A 16,718-nucleotide genomic window follows, 5' to 3' on the forward strand; every position below is an offset into this window, starting at 1 on the left:
TCCAACGCAGAACCCTCGCACCATGGGCATCGCCACTTTTTTCCGTCGTTACCGATCCGCGCCGGGTTTCGCCGCGCTGCTGGCCTGCCTCGCGCTGGCGGGCTGCGGCGACGGGTCCGGGCCGGTGCGGCTGCAATTCTGGGCCATGGGCGGCGAGGGCGAGGCCGTGCGGCAACTGCTGCCGGAATTCGAGCGGCTGAATCCGGGGCTGCGGGTCGAAGTCCAGCAAATCCCCTGGAGCGCGGCCCATGAGAAACTGCTGACCGCCTACGCGGGCGAGGCCATGCCGGATGTGTTCCAACTGGGCAATACCTGGATACCGGAATTCGTGGCGCTGCGGGCCATCGATGCCCTGGACGCCGGGCGGGTACCCGAGGCCATCCGGGCGCGGGCGGATTATTTCGCGGGGCTGCTCGCCACCAACGAAATCGACGGGCGGCTCTACGCCCTGCCTTGGTATGTGGATACGCGGCTATTGTTCTACCGCAAGGATATCCTGGCCCAGGCCGGTTTCAGCGAGCCGCCGCGCACTTGGCGCGAGTGGTCGGACGCGATGGCCCGCATCAAGACCTTGCCCGGCGGGGAACGCTATGCCTTGCTGTTGCCCATGAACGAATGGCAGGTGCCGGCGATCCTCGGCTTGCAGGTGGGGGCGGGTTTGTTGCGCGGGGGCGGGCGCTTCGGCGATTTCCAAAGCCCCGCGTTCCGGCGGGCTTTCGATTTTTATCTGGACCTGTTCCGGCGCGGCTATGCGCCCGCTCTGGCCGAGGCCCAGATCGCCAATCTTTATCAGGAATTCGCACGGGGTTATTTCGCCATGTACATCACCGGGCCGTGGAATATCGGCGAATTCCGACGGCGCTTGCCGGAAGCGATGCAAGACCAATGGGCCACGGCTCCGCTGCCCGCGCCGGATGGGGAATATCCCGGCCTGTCGCTGGCGGGCGGGGCGAGTCTGGCCTTGGCGCAGAGTTCGGCCCACAAGGCGGAAGCCGCCCGCTTGATCGAATTCCTGTCGGCCCCGGAACGGCAGGTGGCGTTCCACCGGCTGACCGGCGATTTGCCGACCCGGCGCTCGGCCTGGGACGCGCCGGAATTGGCCGGTTCCGATAAGGCCCAGGCATTCAAGGCCCAATTGGAACGGGTCGCCGCCACGCCCAAGCTGCCGGAATGGGAGCGCATCGCCAGCAAGCTGGCGCATTACGCCGAAAAGGCAGTGCGCGGCGAACTAAGCCCGGACGCGGCCTTGGCCGGTTTGGATGCCGAGGTGGACCGGATTTTGGAAAAGCGCCGCTGGTTGTTGGACCGGGAGCGTTCGGCCCGATGACACCGTTCCGCATCAATCCCGCCGTCTGGTTCGTGGCCCCGGCCTTGGCGCTGATCGCCGTGTTCTTCTTCCTGCCGGTGCTGGCGGCCTTGCTGTTGAGCTTCACCGATTTCGACATCTACGCGCTGGGCGATGTGGGCTTGCTGCGCTGGGTGGGCCTGGACAATTACCGGCGGCTGCTGGTCGATCCCTTGTTCCACACGGCTTTGCGGAATACCGGCTATTTCGTGGCGGTGGGCGGGCCGTTGTCGGTGGCGGTGTCGTTGGGGATGGCTTTGTTGCTGAACCATGGGCTGGTGCGCGGGAAAGGCGTGTTCCGGGCCTTGCTGTTCCTGCCGGTGGTGACGGCCTTGGTCGCGGTCGCGGTGGTGTGGCGCTATCTCTACCATCCGCGCCATGGCTTTTTGAACTATGCGCTGGGCTGGTTCGGCATCGCGCCCATCGATTGGCTGGGCGATCCGGCCTATGCCATGCCGGCCCTCATCCTGATGGCGGTATGGAAGAATTTCGGCTTCAACATGATCGTGTTTATCGCGGGGCTGCAAAGCATCCCGCGCCGTTTGTACGAGGCGGCGATGCTGGACGGGGCCGGGCCGTGGCGGCAATTCCTGCACATCACCTTGCCGATGTTGGCCCCGACCTTCCTGTTCGTGACCATCATCACCTTGATCGGCTATTGCCAATTATTCGCCGAGCCTTATGTGATGACCCAGGGCGGTCCCGCCGATAGCACGCTGAGCGTGGCTTTGTTGATGTTCCAAGAGGGTTTCCGCTGGTGGAATCTGGGCTATGCGGCGGCGGTGGCCTTCGTGTTGTTCTTGATAATCTTGCTGGGGACTGTGGGGCAGGCTTGGCTGCGGCGAGGGGATTCCTCAACCACCTTTCCGAATGAATAGGGCGGTGTAATATTCCAAGTTTCCCCGGAATTCATTGCGGAGTATCGCGGTGGGTTCCGCGATGCGCTGAAAATCGGCGAAATCGAAGTTTTTGGGGAGTTTGAACAAAACCTCGGGGGATGCCGCCAAGGCTTGGCGTAGCAGGGTTTCCCCGTCCGGCGAAAAATCCTTGAGGCGGAATTGTTCAAGCTTGCCGTAGGCGGGGCCACCCCAGGGCGGGTCGAGGTAAATCGCCGCGTCTGCCGCCGCTTCGAGTTTCGCGAGGCAATCGCCTTCCAGGAAACGGATTCGGTCCGCGACGCCGAAGATTTGGGCATTGCGCCGGGCCATATCGAGGCGGCTGGCTTGCAGTTCTATCGCATCAACCTGTTTGCCCCCGCGGGCGAAGGCGATGGCGGCTCCGCCCACCCCGCAGAAGGCATCGACCACCCGTGGGGATTGGATCCGTTCCGCCAGTTCCAGCGCCAAGGCTTGCAGGTCCAGCGAATAGAGCCCTTCGAGATCCATTTCCATTCGGCGCTCCATGGGCGAAAGCTTATCCCAATACTTTTGATAGCGTTCGCCGAAAGGGCATGGGGAGTTTTTGGGTTGGTGCATGGTGAGTTGAATGATTTGTTAGGCTGGCTGCGGAGAACGGGCTTGCCGGTTCCGCCATTCCAAAAGCTTCAGTTTGAAACCGGGCTTTCGGAAATCCTCGATCCGCTTTCCCGAAACCATCGATTCCGAAACCGGAAGCCACCAACCGCAAACCGTGCCGGAAATCCCGGATCGCCCGGTTATCGGAACCCGTCAGACAGTTATATTGCTCTGAAACTGCGGCATAAAAGGTATGTCTGTGCTACCCACATCAAGCCCTATTTGCGATAGCAGTGTAGTTATTTGGCCTCGATGGTGCGTTTGGTGATTAAACATCTGGGTGACCAAAATCCATTTTGGAACTGTGCGGAACTTGCCATCTACCTTGCTTTGATAGGTAAGGGGTTCTGCAAGCCAGCTTTCGGTTAACGATTCAGACCAATCAATGATGCGTACATCAAGATGTTTGCGATTCTCATACAGCGCCGAAAAACCGGAGAAAAGCTCTTTATTTAACTCTGGAACTACATCAGGGTCTCCCGTAAAGCGGGACATAAAGGCAAGATCACCGTAAGTAATATGGTTAAGGGTGAGATATATGGACTTGAAAAAGGCTCCGCGATCTTTTTTTAGTTCATCATCTGAGAGGGAAGCGCATAAAGAATACAGACGGGTATTCATCCATTCGTTGTATTCGGCCATTATTCTGTAATGAGTGTTATTAATCATTGATGTTCTGTAAATGCCTAACGTTCCGCATCAGCAGCGCGGCTTGTCCGCGTCCGCTGTATGCGGTTGTTGGGCAAATCAGTTGATTTGTTGACAATGGCCGATTTCCCAACACATTCATCAGTCTCCATAACGAACGACAGCGGCGATTTTCTGTGGCTCTGAGTACAATAACAAGGTTTCACTAAGGTGAATATAGTACGAGCCTGGCTCCCTGATGGCGGTTTGTAGTCTAGCCGCAACGTCCGAAGAAAACATGCCCTCTGTTACACAAATTGAGATAGGGTTTGTTGTGTCGTCATGATCAGCCCTTTCAAAGTGACTACTTCTTCTTCCTAAGTAATTGATATGTCGAGACATGTGGCTGTTTCGGGTCGTAGGGCGGTTTGTCGATGGGCTTTTTCGGGCCGCGCGGATGCTTTGTGAGGGTACGCAACGGGATGTTCCGGGCGGTTTCGCGCAGCCACGCGGCGAATTCCGCCGGGGTTTGTTCGGAGACGAACAGCCAGTCGCCGACCCCGCTGAGTTGGATGAGCGCGAGGAAAGTGGCGGCGATCTCGTGGGAGAGATAATACCCGGAGATATCCTTGGACACGGGTTTTCCATGGGCGCAGTCCAGCGCCGAGATCATGACCGAGAAGAGGTTATAGGCGACCAGGGCCAGGGCGAATCCGAACAGGGCGGCCTTGGGATAGGCCAGGGTTTCGATCTCGGACTTGAAATGTTTTTCGACGTGTTGGAACGCGGTTTCCAGGGTCCAGCGCCTGCGGTAGAGGTCGGCGACGGTGGCGGCGGGTATGTCCGCCGGGAGGTCGGTCAGGATATCGACGAAGGCATCGCCGTCGCGGGTGGGTTGTTCGAGTTCGACGCGGACGAGGCGATAGGGCCGCCCGGCCACGCCGACCCGCTTTTCCAAAAGCCGCCCGCCGCCCTGTTCCCCGGCCTGGGAAAACAGGGTTTCCTCGGTCAGCGGCAGGTTCAGGTGCAAGCGCATCAAGGCGTGGGCGTTCCGGCCCTGGAGCCGGTCGAGGAATCCCACGGTGCAGAAGTTGCGGTCGGCGATCCACAGTTCGCCGGCCTTGGGGATACCGGCCACGGCGTCGAGCAGGCGGCGCTCCTGGGCATGTCCGTCCTCGCAAGGGAACACGTCCCGCATCAGGCGGCGCTCCGGGTCGAACACCACCAGCGACTTGCCCGGCAACGCGGCACCGCCGACCTCGCGGTGGACGGCGAGGCGTTTCTCGCTCGCCGCCAGACAGTTGCCGTCGAGGAGGCGGACCGGATAACCCGGCAACCAGGGTTCGGGGGTGAAACCCAGGGCATCGAGAATATCCGACAGGTCTTCCGAGGTATCGCGCAGCAGGGCTTGGGACACGGATAATTCAACGCCCTTGAGTTTCTCGTAGAGCGCGGATACCGTTACCCCCAGGGGTTCCGGGTGTTTCTGGTAGGCCGCGTTGATCGAGGGATGGACCTTGAGGACCACGCTCAGCATGAGGTCGCACACCGTCGAAAATAGGATTTCCCGCGTGTATTGCTCCTTCGCGTTCTCCAGGAAAATCCTGTCCAGCCTCTCCGCCGCAAAGCAGCGTTCCAGTAGGCCGTGCAGCAGGCAGGACAGGGGCATTTTCTGGCGGAATAGCTCTAGCATTGATCTCGACTATTGGTGTTGGTATGTTGAGCGCCGATAATACTATCGGTTATTTCAGTTTGAAAGGGCTGGTCGTCATGATGTATAGGGCGAGTAAGGCGAACGGGAGTCTTAGACCACGTCTCATTCCCTAACCATGTATCTGGAGGAGAATGGCTCGCACCTTCTTTCAGAGAAACGATAGCGTAACTGCAACCAAAGGTCTGCCAATGCCATTTACGCGAAGCCAGGACTTTGTCGTAAGCCACTGTGTTCGCAAACACCTTGCTGGCGTAAGTTTTATTTTGAAATATGATTAGACCCGCGGGGGTGACGCCACAAATCCCGATTAAAGCAACAACTACTACTTTTGCGATTTTCATGCATCGCTTTTCCTTCTTGAGCCTAACGAAAAAGCTCACCGGCGGAACGAAGTGAAGTCCGGTGCAGCGCCATGTTAGGCCGGAGGGTATTTCCGATATGGCGGGTTACGCTATTGCTAACCCGCCACCGTGCTATCTCCTTATTTCTTGGTCAAGTTGACACCGCATTTTTGTGTATTGCCATTTTGATAGCCGCCTATCGACAGCGTGTTACCGACTTGGCTGGCACTGATGATGTCATTTGGACTCATGCATCCCCACCAATCCCCATTATTGGTAGTATTGGAAACTTTTCCCCAGGAAAAGTTACTATATGAACCAAGCTTATCGATACCCGCCGCTTTTAAATCCAGTTCAAACGGATGTCCAGGAATGAGTCCCGTAACCCAAGTCGCTTGCAAGGTATAACCATTAGAAGTTTTGCACGAAAATGCGGCTTGTGTACGTCCGCCTTGGAGTACCGTTGTCACAACTGTACAGGTGGCACCTTGACCATCAGTATAGGTTCCGGCGATAAACTTGTTCGACAGCACCGGCAACGGCGACGATGAAGTAATAGTTGCCGATGTAGTGTCCACCGTGCCATCGTCTAAGACGTTTAAATCGATAGTCAGATTGTAATACTTCACTTTCCCAGTAGCATCGATGGTCGGCACACGAAACGCCTGAATTTTTTGCCCTGTAGCGAAAACCTGGGCATTTTCAAGGGAAGCTGCCGGTGTGGCAGCGAAACTAGGTGTAGCGAGTACCGCCATCACGCCAACTGTAATTAAATCCAAGCTGGAAACATACTTTGACCGCATGGTTATCTCCTATCAGTGATTGCAAGGTTTGCAGGTGCTTATTTCAACGCCTAACGACAAAATTAAGGGGCGCGGCGCTCCGAAGTTGATTCGGAGAAATGCCCTTGATCCCGCGTCCCACTTGAATGATTTGTTAGGCTTGCTACGAAGAGCAGGGTTATCCGGCTCCACCGATCCGAAAGCGGTGGGCATGAGTACATGCCACTCTACCGGGCTTAGTATTTCGTGCCCTCAATCGTCACCTTGACTTTATCACCAGATTTCGTAGGAAGTCCGGCTTTTTGGCAATCCCAAGCCGAAGTTTTTGTGCTTGGAATTGTAACCGTTTTCCTCTGCGTGACATTTTGGCAGGTGACGGTGTGCGGCGTTGCCCAAGGAGCAGTGCCTTGAATAATAGGCGGATTACCTTGGTAGTAGAGGGTTTGAATTTCAGAAGCAGCCAAGGCACGGCCATAAATACGCATATCGTCAATCAAGCCATAAAAGGAATAATTGAAACCAAAGTGGCAGTTGCAATGCCCGCCATAATTTGGATTATTACCCAGACTTGTTCCTATAAACCAATCATGCTGCATATCTAGCAATGTGTCTTTTTTTACGTTATTGGCATAGCTTGACTTAATGAGCTTTCCATCTAAGTATGTATAGTCTTTGTCGCCTTTTCTTATAAAAACATGGTGGAGCCATTTGCCTTTTATTGCAAACGGCGTATTTTGCTCAAGATAATTGGAACTAAATGCGCTACCATATTCAATGCCGTCATGGATTTCTTGGGTGGTGCTGTCACCATCGTAAATTAACGTAAATCCTGGTCTATTAAAGTCCTCATAAGTTGCTGTTTTTGAGTTTCCATGTCCATCAAAAACGTATTGCCTGTCTTTTTCGTTTGTAATCCAAGGCGCGGTCTGCGTTTTGAAATCAATCAAATATGTCCATGTGGAAATAGAAAAATCCCCGATAGCGGATACATTGCCTTTAGGCGTTATTTCGATAAAATCGTCAATTCCATCAAATGAGGCCGCTTGCCCAATTTTCCCACTTGTGTAAGTCAAGCCACCATACTCAACACCGTTGTTCCCGTTCCCGCTTTCATCATTGGCGTTGCCATTGAATGGATAATAGGCGATTAGTCCGGTATTTAAATCCGCTAATGCCATTCCGCTACTCCCTTCCCGTCTAAAGAACGACTAAGAGGACATCCGGCACATAAACTGCTTACACGGTTTTGGCCTCGATCCGTCTTCCCAGGATCAGGGCGCACGCCAACTGAAGGAAGGCCAGATAGTTGGCTCCCCGGCAGGTGTAGCGGGTTCGGATGGCCCGGAAGCCCTTGAGCCAGGCGAAAGCGCGCTCGACCACCCACCTCCGCGCGGGGTGGGTTGGCTCGGAGTCGCAGGAACGCTTCTCCTCGCCGATCTTGCGGATATGGGGGGTGTAGCCCAGTCCCGCGACTTCCCGCTCGACCCGTTCGTAGCCATACCCTTTGTCCAGGCAAAGATGCCTGGGACTTTGCCCGGCGTCGGCGGGTGCCTCGATCACGGCCGCCTCGACGGTGACCGTCACCAGGCGGCTGTCGTGCACGTTGGCCCCGGCCTGCGCGACGGCGAAAGGCATCCCCTTCCCGTCCACCTGAAGGTGGATCTTGCCACCGCTGCGCCCACGATCCGTGGGATTGCGCCCCAGGCCCTCGTCCTTCTGGCAGCGGGCTTGGCGGACCGGGGCCTGCACCAGGCTGCCGTCCATCGACTGCCAAGCCAGGTCGAACCCCTCGAGTTCCTCGTACTCCGCCGCCGACCAGCGGAACATCTCCTTGAACACGCCGGCGGCAACCCATCTCTGAAAGTGCTCGTGGACCGCGCTTTTCGAGCCGTAGCAGGCCGGCAGGCAATCCCATTGGCAACCGGTCTTGAGCACATACAGAATCCCGTTCATGACCGTCCGGAACTCCAGCGGCTTGGAGCCGCCCGGCCTGCGCCGCTTGAACGGCTCCAACAATGGCTCCACGTGCTCCCACAGCCGGTCCGAGATTTCCAGGCAACTCATGGGTCTCCTCCGCTTCCGCTTCGCAAAAGACGGGTCTTTTAAGCGTTCGCCGCGCAAAGCACAAGATGTGCCGGATGTCCTCTAAGCTTATAGGCAATCGAACTGGACTGGGAAAGGCACGATGAACCGCTGTATCCGCATCCAACGGCTGGCCCCGCAGGACCGTGAACGGTGGCAGGCGCTGTTCTACCGCCACCAGCAGCAAAGCCGACGGCGTAGGCTGCTGGCCTTGAAGGCCCTGTGGGATGGCGAGAGCATGGCCGGGGTCTGCCGCAGCCAGGGAGTCCAGCGCAAGACGCTGGAGAAGTGGCTGGACAGCTACCTGCATGGTGGCTTCGACGCCCTGCTGGCCCCGCAAAGGCGGCCCCGCCCGCAAACCCTGAACCCGCAGCGGCGCAAGGTCCTGCGCTACATCCTGCTCCACAAGACGCCGGCGGACTATGGCATCGACAGTTACCAATGGACGGCGGCCCACGTCCAGGGTTTGCTCGTTAAGAAGTGGGGCCTGCCGCTGAGCGCCAACCGGCTTTACGAAATCTTCGACGAACTGGGCCTCTCCCACCAGCGCGCCCACCGCGACTACGGCCCCGCCAAGCCCGCCGAGCGGGCCGGCTTCGTGGAGGCGCTCGAAAAAAAACCGCCGAGGCCGACCCCGGCACCGCCCTCGTAGCCCTCGACGAGTTCGCGCTGCTGTCCACGACCTGCACCCACTACGCCTGGGCGGAGAAGAACACCGCCCCGGCGCCGCCGAGCAACGAGAAGCGGCGGGAGAAACTGAACGGCTTCCTGGCCCTGGACCTGGGCAGCGGCCAGACCACCGTGGACTTCCAACCCCAGGCCAAAACCCCGAACGCCGTTTACGTCATCGCCCTGATCGTCCTGCGCTACGCCAGCCTGGGCTACCAAAGGATTCTGTTCATCCTCGACAACTGCTCCATCCACAACGACTCCATGAAGGCCGCTCTGGCCGAGTTGCTGGCGGAAATCCCCCTGGCCCAGGGCATCGCCGTGCACTTCCTCCACACCCCGGCCTACTCCCCCAAGTTCAACCCGGCCGAATACCTCATCCGCCTCGTCAGGAAGAACTCCCTCTACCACCTGCCCCATGCCATGACCGTCCAGCAGCGGGCCGAGCGCGTCCATCGGCACTTGGCCCAGGCCCCTCCCCAAACACCCCAGCAGGTCAAGAACATTCTCAGCCATATCTACCGCCTGCCAAAAAGTGGGTGGTCTTAGGGCGGGAAGGGAGTAATTGCCATTGCACCAACCAAAATCGCCGCTTTGCTCTTGAACATGATTCTCTCCGGTTTGATTTGCCTAACGAAAAAATTAAGGGGCGCGGCGCTCCGTAGTCGATTCGGAAAAATGCCCTTGAGTCCGCGTCCCACTTGAATGACTTGTTAGGCCTGCTACGGAGAACGGGCTTTCCGGTTCCGCCATCCCGAAAGCTCCGGTTTAAATCCGAACTTGCGAACACCCGCGATTCACTTTTTCAGAAACCGAGAACCGCTCCGGAATCCCCGAATCGCCCGGTTATCGAAACCCCGGTTCGCTGGGTTTATCCGCGTCGCCGGTTCCATCCGAATCCAGCCCTCAAACCACTTTCCGGTTCCACCGGAATCCATTACTTCAGCGCCTAACGAAAAAATTAAGGGGCGCGGCGCTCCGCAGTCGATTCGGAGAAATGCTGTTGAGTCCGCGTCCCACTTGAATGACTTGTTAGGCTGGCTACGGAGAACGGGCTTTCCGGTTCCGCCATTCCGAAAGCTTCGGCTTGAAACCGGACTTTTGGAAACCCGCGATCCGCTTTCCCGGAACCACCGATTCCGAAATCGGGAACCGTAGCGGAATCTCGGATTACCCGGTTATCGAAACCCAAATCTGCGGGGTTTCTCCAAGTGGCCGGTTCGCTCCGAATTCAGCCTTCAAAACCCTTCCCGGCACAACCGGACCAGCTACTTCAACGCCTAAGCCGTGCGCACACTACAAGACTACGGTCCTAGGCTTATTCGCTATTCCATCGTTGATAGTTCCCTTTTTTAAATTTATGTACTAAATATTTTTGTCTTAAAAAACCTTCAATATCTTGAATGACAGGTTTAAATCTATCAGTCAATCGCTCAATTACCCTAACACCAGCAATGTATGTAGCTAGAGTACTACCGCCAATTTTTATACTCGATAAATTTGATAAATCATTTCCGGCGAATGTGATGATCGCAGCAATATCTCCGGCAACTTTCACCGATTTTTCAATATACCCACAATGCGGATATTTTCTTATAATGGTCGGAATATAGCGTGAAGCTAAAAAATCTATAAAATCATTGTTCGCATCTTTAAATCTTACACCAGAAGAATATTCAATATTGATGACTTTTTTGCAGTATTCATCGAACAACTCATCTTCTTCAATTCTGAATTTTATAATTTCATCTGTGCTTAGTTTATTTACATCAAGAGTTCCGAATAAAATTCTTTTTTCTTTATGTTCTATGTTTATTTTTTTTAAATCAACCAAGTAATCATATAGCCCATCTTCAATAAGTTTATCCTCATGCTGAGGAAATAGACCGCCTACTGTGGAAAATTGAGTTGCATGATATGCTTCATAGGTGGTTGTTGATAAGTTAGAAATAATATACGCAACGCCAAAGTTTAAGTCATGTAATCGCGTAGCATTGATCGCCCTAGAGTTAAGTTCCTTGTAGGATTTCATTTCAATGCCCAGGTTCTTTGAAATCAACTTCTCGATGTCGCCTCTTCTAAATTTAGGATTATCTTTGTTATCAGTAACTATTCCTATAAATTCATCTATTAATTCTTCGCATTTAGTCCATTGATAATCTTCATAAAATGGAAGATTACTTGGTCGTTGCTTGTGGGCTAGAGAGTAATTGCTATTTTCGTCAACCAGTGCATCATATATTAGCCTTGAAAATTCTATCTTATTTGCGTTCCCCATATCTTCTGGCCAATGCATGTATTTTGAAACGTATCGGTCAATAGTCTTTATTATATCTCCGTCGGCTTGGTCAACAATCATAAATTGACCAGGGGTAATTCCGATGTTTCCACCGTTTTTCCAATTCTCGTAAAGAGATTCGCCCGTTCGTAGCGAAGGAGTTATGATTCCTGCCTTTAAAAGCTTTGAAATATCATCAGAATTATAATTTTCCTTTATGTTTTTGTAGTGCGAATACAATGGCCCGTAGCAATGAAAAAAACCATCTGGAACCACTATATGCTTATAAAACAATGAAGAGAATTTAATATCCTCAATTGTACTGCTAGGCAGATGTAATCCATTAACTAAGTCGAAGCATCCACCGTATAGATGCAATCTTGATTCTTCATTCTTTATCGAAATTTTGGTTCGATCCACTTTTGTTTACCGAAAGTCTGATTTTTTGCCTAACGTTTGAGCTAACCGGACCGTTGCGGTATGTGGCTAAAGGCCCAGAATGAAATGGCGGGCCTTTAGCCGCATGCCGCAACGGGTCCGGTTGAGCGAATGGTTAGGCTGCAAACTTTGGTTCTATGATATGGGCCAATTTTGCCCCGTTCTCCTGCTTATACCCATCAGCTGCGCTAGCGCTTTACGCTCTAAACTCGCTCGGTTTCTTCGATCTTGATCAGCACTAGAGAATTCAGGCCCAGCCACTGCCCTATTCCCACCACTCTTCTTGGCTGATAGTTGTCCTTCAATGGCGCGCAGCACTGTCTCAAAGGCTGGCTCCGATGCGTCGTAAAAAATAGCAAAACCGGCGCTACAGTGAACGTACAAGCCTTGTGCAACTGCCCCCCAACTCGCCTTAGATATCTTGCGAACAATATTTCCTGCCAGTTTCGCGATATCGTGCTCGTAACGACTGCTTATCAATACAAAAACAGTGTCGTCACCCATTCTGCCAACTAGGAGTCGGTCAGGCAGACCTTCGCAATGATGCAATATTCTTTCAACTATGGCGTCGCCGATGTCAACTCCAAATCGTGTGTTAATACCTGACATTCCGTCAACGTCGAGTGAAATGATGGAGACAGCATTTCCGAGTCCCTTTTCGGCTTCAATTAGTGATTGCAAGTGTCTTTCAACGAATATTCGACCGAGTGCGCGTCGACGAATAGTTGGAAGTACGTTTCCTGCTGAAGCGGCGAAATATGAACTAAGTATTCCAACGGAGGCGCCAACTAGATCTGACTCATTAGATCCCGGAAATGTGGGTCCGCTAACTGTTGTTGCAGAAGCCTTTGTTCCTGGGAAGAGTGGTTTCGGCCTTCGCTTGGCCCCACTTACACCCAATGCTTCCATAAGTATGGTTCGGGATTGTTCCTCTCCTAGTCCAAGTAGGTCCACATAGACTATTTGACCCAGTAGTCCATCTGGTATGCAGTCGTCGATTCTGACTGGGACTAAGAGTTTTTTGCTTCCTACTGGATCTTTAGCGAAAAATGCTGCCCACTCGGCGGCCACAAACTTCGATTTTAATGATGCATCCGATAGCACAAGTATCAGTCGTTCACATTCTTTTATTGCTGAATGCATGGATTCAGCGAAATTGGTGCCTGGAGAGAAATCCCATTTTTGCATTAAGGTGCTTGATCCAACCAAATCTAATTCCCAGGCAATCCATTCTGCCCAAGCTGAGTCGGAACTGGTGTAGCTAATAAAGAAGTTTTTCATTCGTTGAATGAGATGACGTCTCGAATTTGCGGCCTAACGTCGTAGTTGAGCGACGCGGCGCGCCGATGAACTAGCTATTCCCACTGAACATGCCCGCGCCGTGTTCGCTCCAACGCAGAGTTCGACGTGATTTACACTTTGAACCCCCGTTAACAGCCGGGGCAAAATGGGGCAGACGTTCACCTAAAGGGCGATACCCTCGCGTGGTGCATCAACTCCGTTATGCACCACGCGAGGGTATCGCCTTTTGGATAAAAGCTCAACGGCCTGACTCATTTTATTCCGGTCGTTAATGTATCCAAATATCCCTAAATCGCGGCGAACGTGTAGTAGACACCAAACGGTGCCTAATCCAATATCCGACCTGACCGATAACACTGGTCCAGGCCGCGACATGGCTCACACGATACGCCGGTAATCGTTCATGTGTCAATCGTGAATATTTACCCTCCTGGACTGTTGCAAGTTTGCATACACTTGATTTTAATAGGCGGTTTTTAGAGGTCGGTGCCCCATTAGTTCATCCTTATTCAGCCAATCCAGCCCAGGAGTGCTTCAAGCTATGGTCGCCCAATCCCCGATTAGCACACCAAGTCTGTCCAATATCACACCATCCCCCGCAGCTAAGCCCAAGCTCCTGGATCAAGTCCGCAATGCCATAAGGCTGAGGCACTATAGCCTCCGCACCGAACGCGCTTATGTCGATTGGATTCGGCGCTATATCCTCTTCCATAACAAGCGCCATCCCAAGGACATGGGCGCGGACGAAGTCGCCGCCTTCCTATCCCACCTCGCCATCGAGCGCACCGTGGCCTCCTCCACCCAGAACCAGGCGCTCTCCGCCCTGGTATTCCTCTACAAAGCGGTGCTGGGGATGGATTTGCCCTGGCTCGACGGCATCGAACGCGCCAAACGGCCCCAACGCCTGCCGACCGTACTCACGGTGCGCGAGGTCGGCATGGTGCTGGAAAATCTGGAAGGCACCCTCGGCCTCATGGCCCGCCTGCTCTACGGGACCGGGATGCGCCTGATGGAATGCGTGCGCCTGCGGGCCAAGGACGTGGATTTCCAGATGCGGCAAATCACCATACGCGACGGCAAAGGCGCGAAGGATCGGGTGACCATGTTGCCGGTGCTGCTAGCCGACCCGCTCAAGGCGCACTTGCAACGGGTCCGCGTCCTGCACGCGGCGGACTTGGCGGAGGGATACGGCGCGGTTTGGCTACCCGACGCGCTTTCGGCCAAATATCCCAACGCGGCGCGGGAATGGGGCTGGCAATATGTGTTTCCGGCGCGGGGGCTGTCGGTCGATCCGCGCTCCGGCCAGCGCCGCCGCCACCATGTAGACGAGAAATCCTTGCAGCGGGCGGTGAGGAAGGCCGCGCAAACCGCGGGCCTCGCCAAGCCGGTCTCCCCGCATACCTTCCGCCACAGCTTCGCCACCCACGTCCTCGAAACGGGCTACGACATCCGCACCGTCCAGGAACTCCTGGGCCACAAGGACGTGAACACCAATCTATACCCACGTCCTCAACCGGGGCGGGCGCGGCGTGGTCAGTCCCCTCGACCGCCTGTAAAGCCCGCGATGGCGTATCCTCAACCCCACCAGCTTTCCCGGTAGCGCCACCATGCTCCACCTCCCCGCGCCCCTAAAATCAATCCTCCTACACCTCGCCCTCGTCGCCGCCACCGCCCTCACTCTGTTCCCCCTGCTGTGGATGGTCGCGGTCTCCCTCATGTCCCCGGAAGAAGCCAACCGCTTCCCGCCGCCACTCTGGCCGGAACAACCCAGCCTCGCCCATTACCGCGCCCTGTTCGCCCGGCTCGATATCGCCCGCTACGCCCTCAACAGCCTCGCCGTGGCCACGGCGGTGACGGCGCTCTCGCTGTTGTTCAATTCCCTGGCCGGTTACGCCTTCGCCAAGCTGCGCTTCCGGGGCCGCGACCGGCTGTTCGGATTGTTGCTGGCGGCGCTGGTGATTCCGTCCCAGGTCGCCATGCTGCCCTTGTTCCTGCTGCTGAAAAGCCTGGGGTTGGTCGATAGCTTCGGCGGTGTCGTCGTCCCCGGCCTCGCCAGCCTGTTCGGTATCTTCCTGGTCCGCCAATACGCGCTGTCCATCCCCGACAGCCTGCTCGACGCCGCCCGCATCGACGGCGCGGGCGAATTCCGCATCTATTGGTCCCTGGTCCTGCCGCTGTGCCGCCCGATCCTGGTCACGCTCGCCATCTTCACCTTCATGGGCACCTGGAACGATTTCATGTGGCCCTTGGTGATCCTCACCGACAGCCAGCGCTACACCCTGCCGGTGGCCCTCGCCAACCTCATGGGCGAACACGCGCTGGACATGGAATTGATGATGGCGGGGGCGGTGCTGACCGTGCTGCCGGTGGTGGCGCTGTTCCTGGCCTTGCAGAAGTACTACATCGAGGGCTTGGTGCTGGGCGGCGTCAAGGAATAGCCCGGACGGCGGGCATAAAAAAAGCCGGGGCGAACCCCGGCTTTTTCCGTCCTTAACGGTGGTGGGCGCTTACAGCGAGCCGACCGCGTTCAGTTCCTTGAACGCCTGTTCCAGGCGGGCCACCATGCTGGTCTGGCCGGCCCTGAGCCACACGCGGGGATCGTAGAACTTCTTGTTGGGCTTGTCCTCGCCGTCGGGGTTGCCGATCTGGCCTTGCAGATAGCCTTCGTTCTTCAGGTAGTACTGGCGGATGCCGTCCCAGGTCGCCCATTGGGTGTCGGTGTCGATGTTCATCTTGACCACGCCGTAGCTGATGGACTCGGCGATTTCTTCCGGGCTGGAGCCGGAGCCGCCGTGGAACACGAAGTTCAGGCTGTTGGCGGGGATGCCGAACTTCTCGGACACGTACTTCTGGGAGTTGTCGAGGATTTTCGGGGTCAGCTTGACGTTGCCGGGCGAGTACACGCCGTGGACGTTGCCGAAGCTGGCGGCGATGGTGAAGTTGGGGCTGATCTTGATCAGGTGTTCGTAGGCGTAGGCCACGTCTTCCGGCTGGGTGTAGAGCGAGGCATGGTCCGCGCCGCTGTTGTCCACGCCGTCTTCCTCGCCGCCGGTCACGCCCAGTTCGATTTCCAGGGTCATGCCCAGCTTGGCCATGCGCTCCAGGTACTTGGCGCAGATTTCGATGTTTTCTTGCAGGCTTTCCTCGGACAGGTCCAGCATGTGGGAGCTGAACAGCGGCTTGCCGGTCTCGGCGAAGTGCTTTTCGCCGGCGTCGAGCAGGCCGTCGATCCAGGGCAGCAGTTTCTTGGCGGCGTGGTCGGTGTGGAGGATGACGGGGACGCCGTAGGCTTCGGCCACGGCGTGGACGTGCTTGGCCCCGGAAATGGCGCCGAGGATGGCGGCTTGCTGGCCTTCCAGCTTCAAGCCCTTGCCGGCGTAGAACTGGGCGCCGCCGTTGGAGAATTGGATGATGACCGGAGCCTTGGCCTTGGCGGCGGCTTCGAGGACGGCGTTGACGGAATCGGTGCCCACCACGTTCACCGCGGGCAGGGCGAATTTGTTCTCCTTGCAAATCTCGAAGATTTTCTGGACATCTGCGCCAGTGGCTACGCCGGGTTTAACTGCGTCTAGGATTTTCTGTGACATGGATGAGCCCTATCTACAACGGGTTGGAAAGCCGGGCAT

Annotated in this window: 16 protein-coding genes; 6 read left to right on the top strand and 10 right to left on the bottom strand. The window is 55.7% G+C overall.

Annotated elements, in window-relative coordinates; all coding sequences use genetic code 11:
* Positions 1-22: 22 nt before the first annotated feature.
* Positions 23-1,327 (top strand): sugar ABC transporter substrate-binding protein, encoded by a 1,305-nt coding sequence (locus tag K5658_RS08570; protein ID WP_221066527.1) that lies wholly within the window; start codon positions 23-25, stop codon positions 1,325-1,327.
* The gene (locus K5658_RS08575) at positions 1,324-2,223 is read left to right on the top strand and encodes a carbohydrate ABC transporter permease (RefSeq protein WP_221066528.1); all 900 of its coding nucleotides are present in this window, start codon (positions 1,324-1,326) and stop codon (positions 2,221-2,223) included. The genes K5658_RS08570 and K5658_RS08575 overlap by 4 nt, the downstream gene beginning before the upstream one ends.
* On the opposite strand, the gene K5658_RS08580 is transcribed toward K5658_RS08575, so the two are convergent.
* From K5658_RS08580 to K5658_RS08610, 7 genes are all read right to left on the bottom strand, one after another.
* Positions 2,200-2,736: an RsmD family RNA methyltransferase gene (locus K5658_RS08580; RefSeq protein WP_221066529.1), complete on the bottom strand. Its 537-nt coding sequence runs from the start codon at positions 2,734-2,736 to the stop codon at positions 2,200-2,202. The two genes, K5658_RS08575 and K5658_RS08580, sit on opposite strands and share 24 nt — an antisense overlap.
* A gap of 276 nt (positions 2,737-3,012) precedes the next feature.
* Complete coding sequence (locus K5658_RS08585) at positions 3,013-3,528, bottom strand: DinB family protein (RefSeq protein WP_221066530.1); 516 nt, start codon at positions 3,526-3,528, stop codon at positions 3,013-3,015.
* A gap of 322 nt (positions 3,529-3,850) precedes the next feature.
* Positions 3,851-5,179 carry a transposase gene (locus tag K5658_RS08590; protein WP_221065052.1) on the bottom strand — a complete coding sequence of 443 codons (1,329 nt, stop codon included), beginning with the start codon at positions 5,177-5,179 and terminating at the stop codon, positions 3,851-3,853.
* Positions 5,173-5,541, bottom strand: a complete 369-nt coding sequence (locus tag K5658_RS08595) for a hypothetical protein (RefSeq protein WP_221066531.1) — start codon at positions 5,539-5,541, stop codon at positions 5,173-5,175. Before K5658_RS08595 ends, K5658_RS08590 begins: the two co-directional genes overlap by 7 nt.
* Positions 5,542-5,681: 140 nt before the next feature.
* Positions 5,682-6,344, bottom strand: coding sequence for a hypothetical protein (locus tag K5658_RS08600; RefSeq protein WP_221066532.1), 663 nt, complete (start codon positions 6,342-6,344; stop codon positions 5,682-5,684).
* 215 nt (positions 6,345-6,559) lie between these two features.
* Positions 6,560-7,501, bottom strand: coding sequence for a LamG domain-containing protein (locus K5658_RS08605; RefSeq protein WP_221066533.1), 942 nt, complete (start codon positions 7,499-7,501; stop codon positions 6,560-6,562).
* Between the two features lie 58 nt (positions 7,502-7,559).
* Positions 7,560-8,387 (bottom strand): IS5 family transposase, encoded by an 828-nt coding sequence (locus K5658_RS08610; protein ID WP_221063606.1) that lies wholly within the window; start codon positions 8,385-8,387, stop codon positions 7,560-7,562.
* 121 nt (positions 8,388-8,508) lie between these two features.
* Here K5658_RS08610 and K5658_RS08615 point away from each other — a divergent pair, with 121 nt between their 5' ends.
* Together K5658_RS08615 and K5658_RS08620 are read left to right on the top strand one after the other, a co-directional pair.
* Positions 8,509-9,057: a helix-turn-helix domain-containing protein gene (locus K5658_RS08615; protein ID WP_221066534.1), complete on the top strand. Its 549-nt coding sequence runs from the start codon at positions 8,509-8,511 to the stop codon at positions 9,055-9,057.
* Between the two features lie 20 nt (positions 9,058-9,077).
* Positions 9,078-9,623, top strand: a complete 546-nt coding sequence (locus K5658_RS08620) for a transposase (RefSeq protein ID WP_246628633.1) — start codon at positions 9,078-9,080, stop codon at positions 9,621-9,623.
* Positions 9,624-10,392: 769 nt separating this feature from the next.
* On the opposite strand, the gene K5658_RS08625 is transcribed toward K5658_RS08620, so the two are convergent.
* A complete protein-coding gene (locus K5658_RS08625) occupies positions 10,393-11,772 on the bottom strand; it encodes a hypothetical protein (RefSeq protein ID WP_221066535.1) in 1,380 nt (459 codons plus the stop codon).
* A 153-nt stretch (positions 11,773-11,925) separates the two neighbouring features.
* Positions 11,926-13,071 carry a TIR domain-containing protein gene (locus K5658_RS08630; RefSeq protein WP_221066536.1) on the bottom strand — a complete coding sequence of 382 codons (1,146 nt, stop codon included), beginning with the start codon at positions 13,069-13,071 and terminating at the stop codon, positions 11,926-11,928.
* Between the two features lie 562 nt (positions 13,072-13,633).
* Between K5658_RS08630 and K5658_RS08635 the strand changes: the two genes are divergently transcribed.
* Positions 13,634-14,692 carry an integron integrase gene (locus K5658_RS08635; protein WP_425515919.1) on the top strand — a complete coding sequence of 353 codons (1,059 nt, stop codon included), beginning with the start codon at positions 13,634-13,636 and terminating at the stop codon, positions 14,690-14,692.
* Between the two features lie 7 nt (positions 14,693-14,699).
* Complete coding sequence (locus tag K5658_RS08640) at positions 14,700-15,530, top strand: carbohydrate ABC transporter permease (protein WP_221066537.1); 831 nt, start codon at positions 14,700-14,702, stop codon at positions 15,528-15,530.
* Positions 15,531-15,599: 69 nt separating this feature from the next.
* On the opposite strand, the gene fbaA is transcribed toward K5658_RS08640, so the two are convergent.
* Positions 15,600-16,679: a class II fructose-bisphosphate aldolase gene (gene fbaA / locus K5658_RS08645; RefSeq protein WP_221066538.1), complete on the bottom strand. Its 1,080-nt coding sequence runs from the start codon at positions 16,677-16,679 to the stop codon at positions 15,600-15,602.
* Positions 16,680-16,718: the final 39 nt, after the last annotated feature.

The organism is Methylomagnum ishizawai, assembly GCF_019670005.1.
GTDB lineage: Bacteria > Pseudomonadota > Gammaproteobacteria > Methylococcales > Methylococcaceae > Methylomagnum > Methylomagnum ishizawai.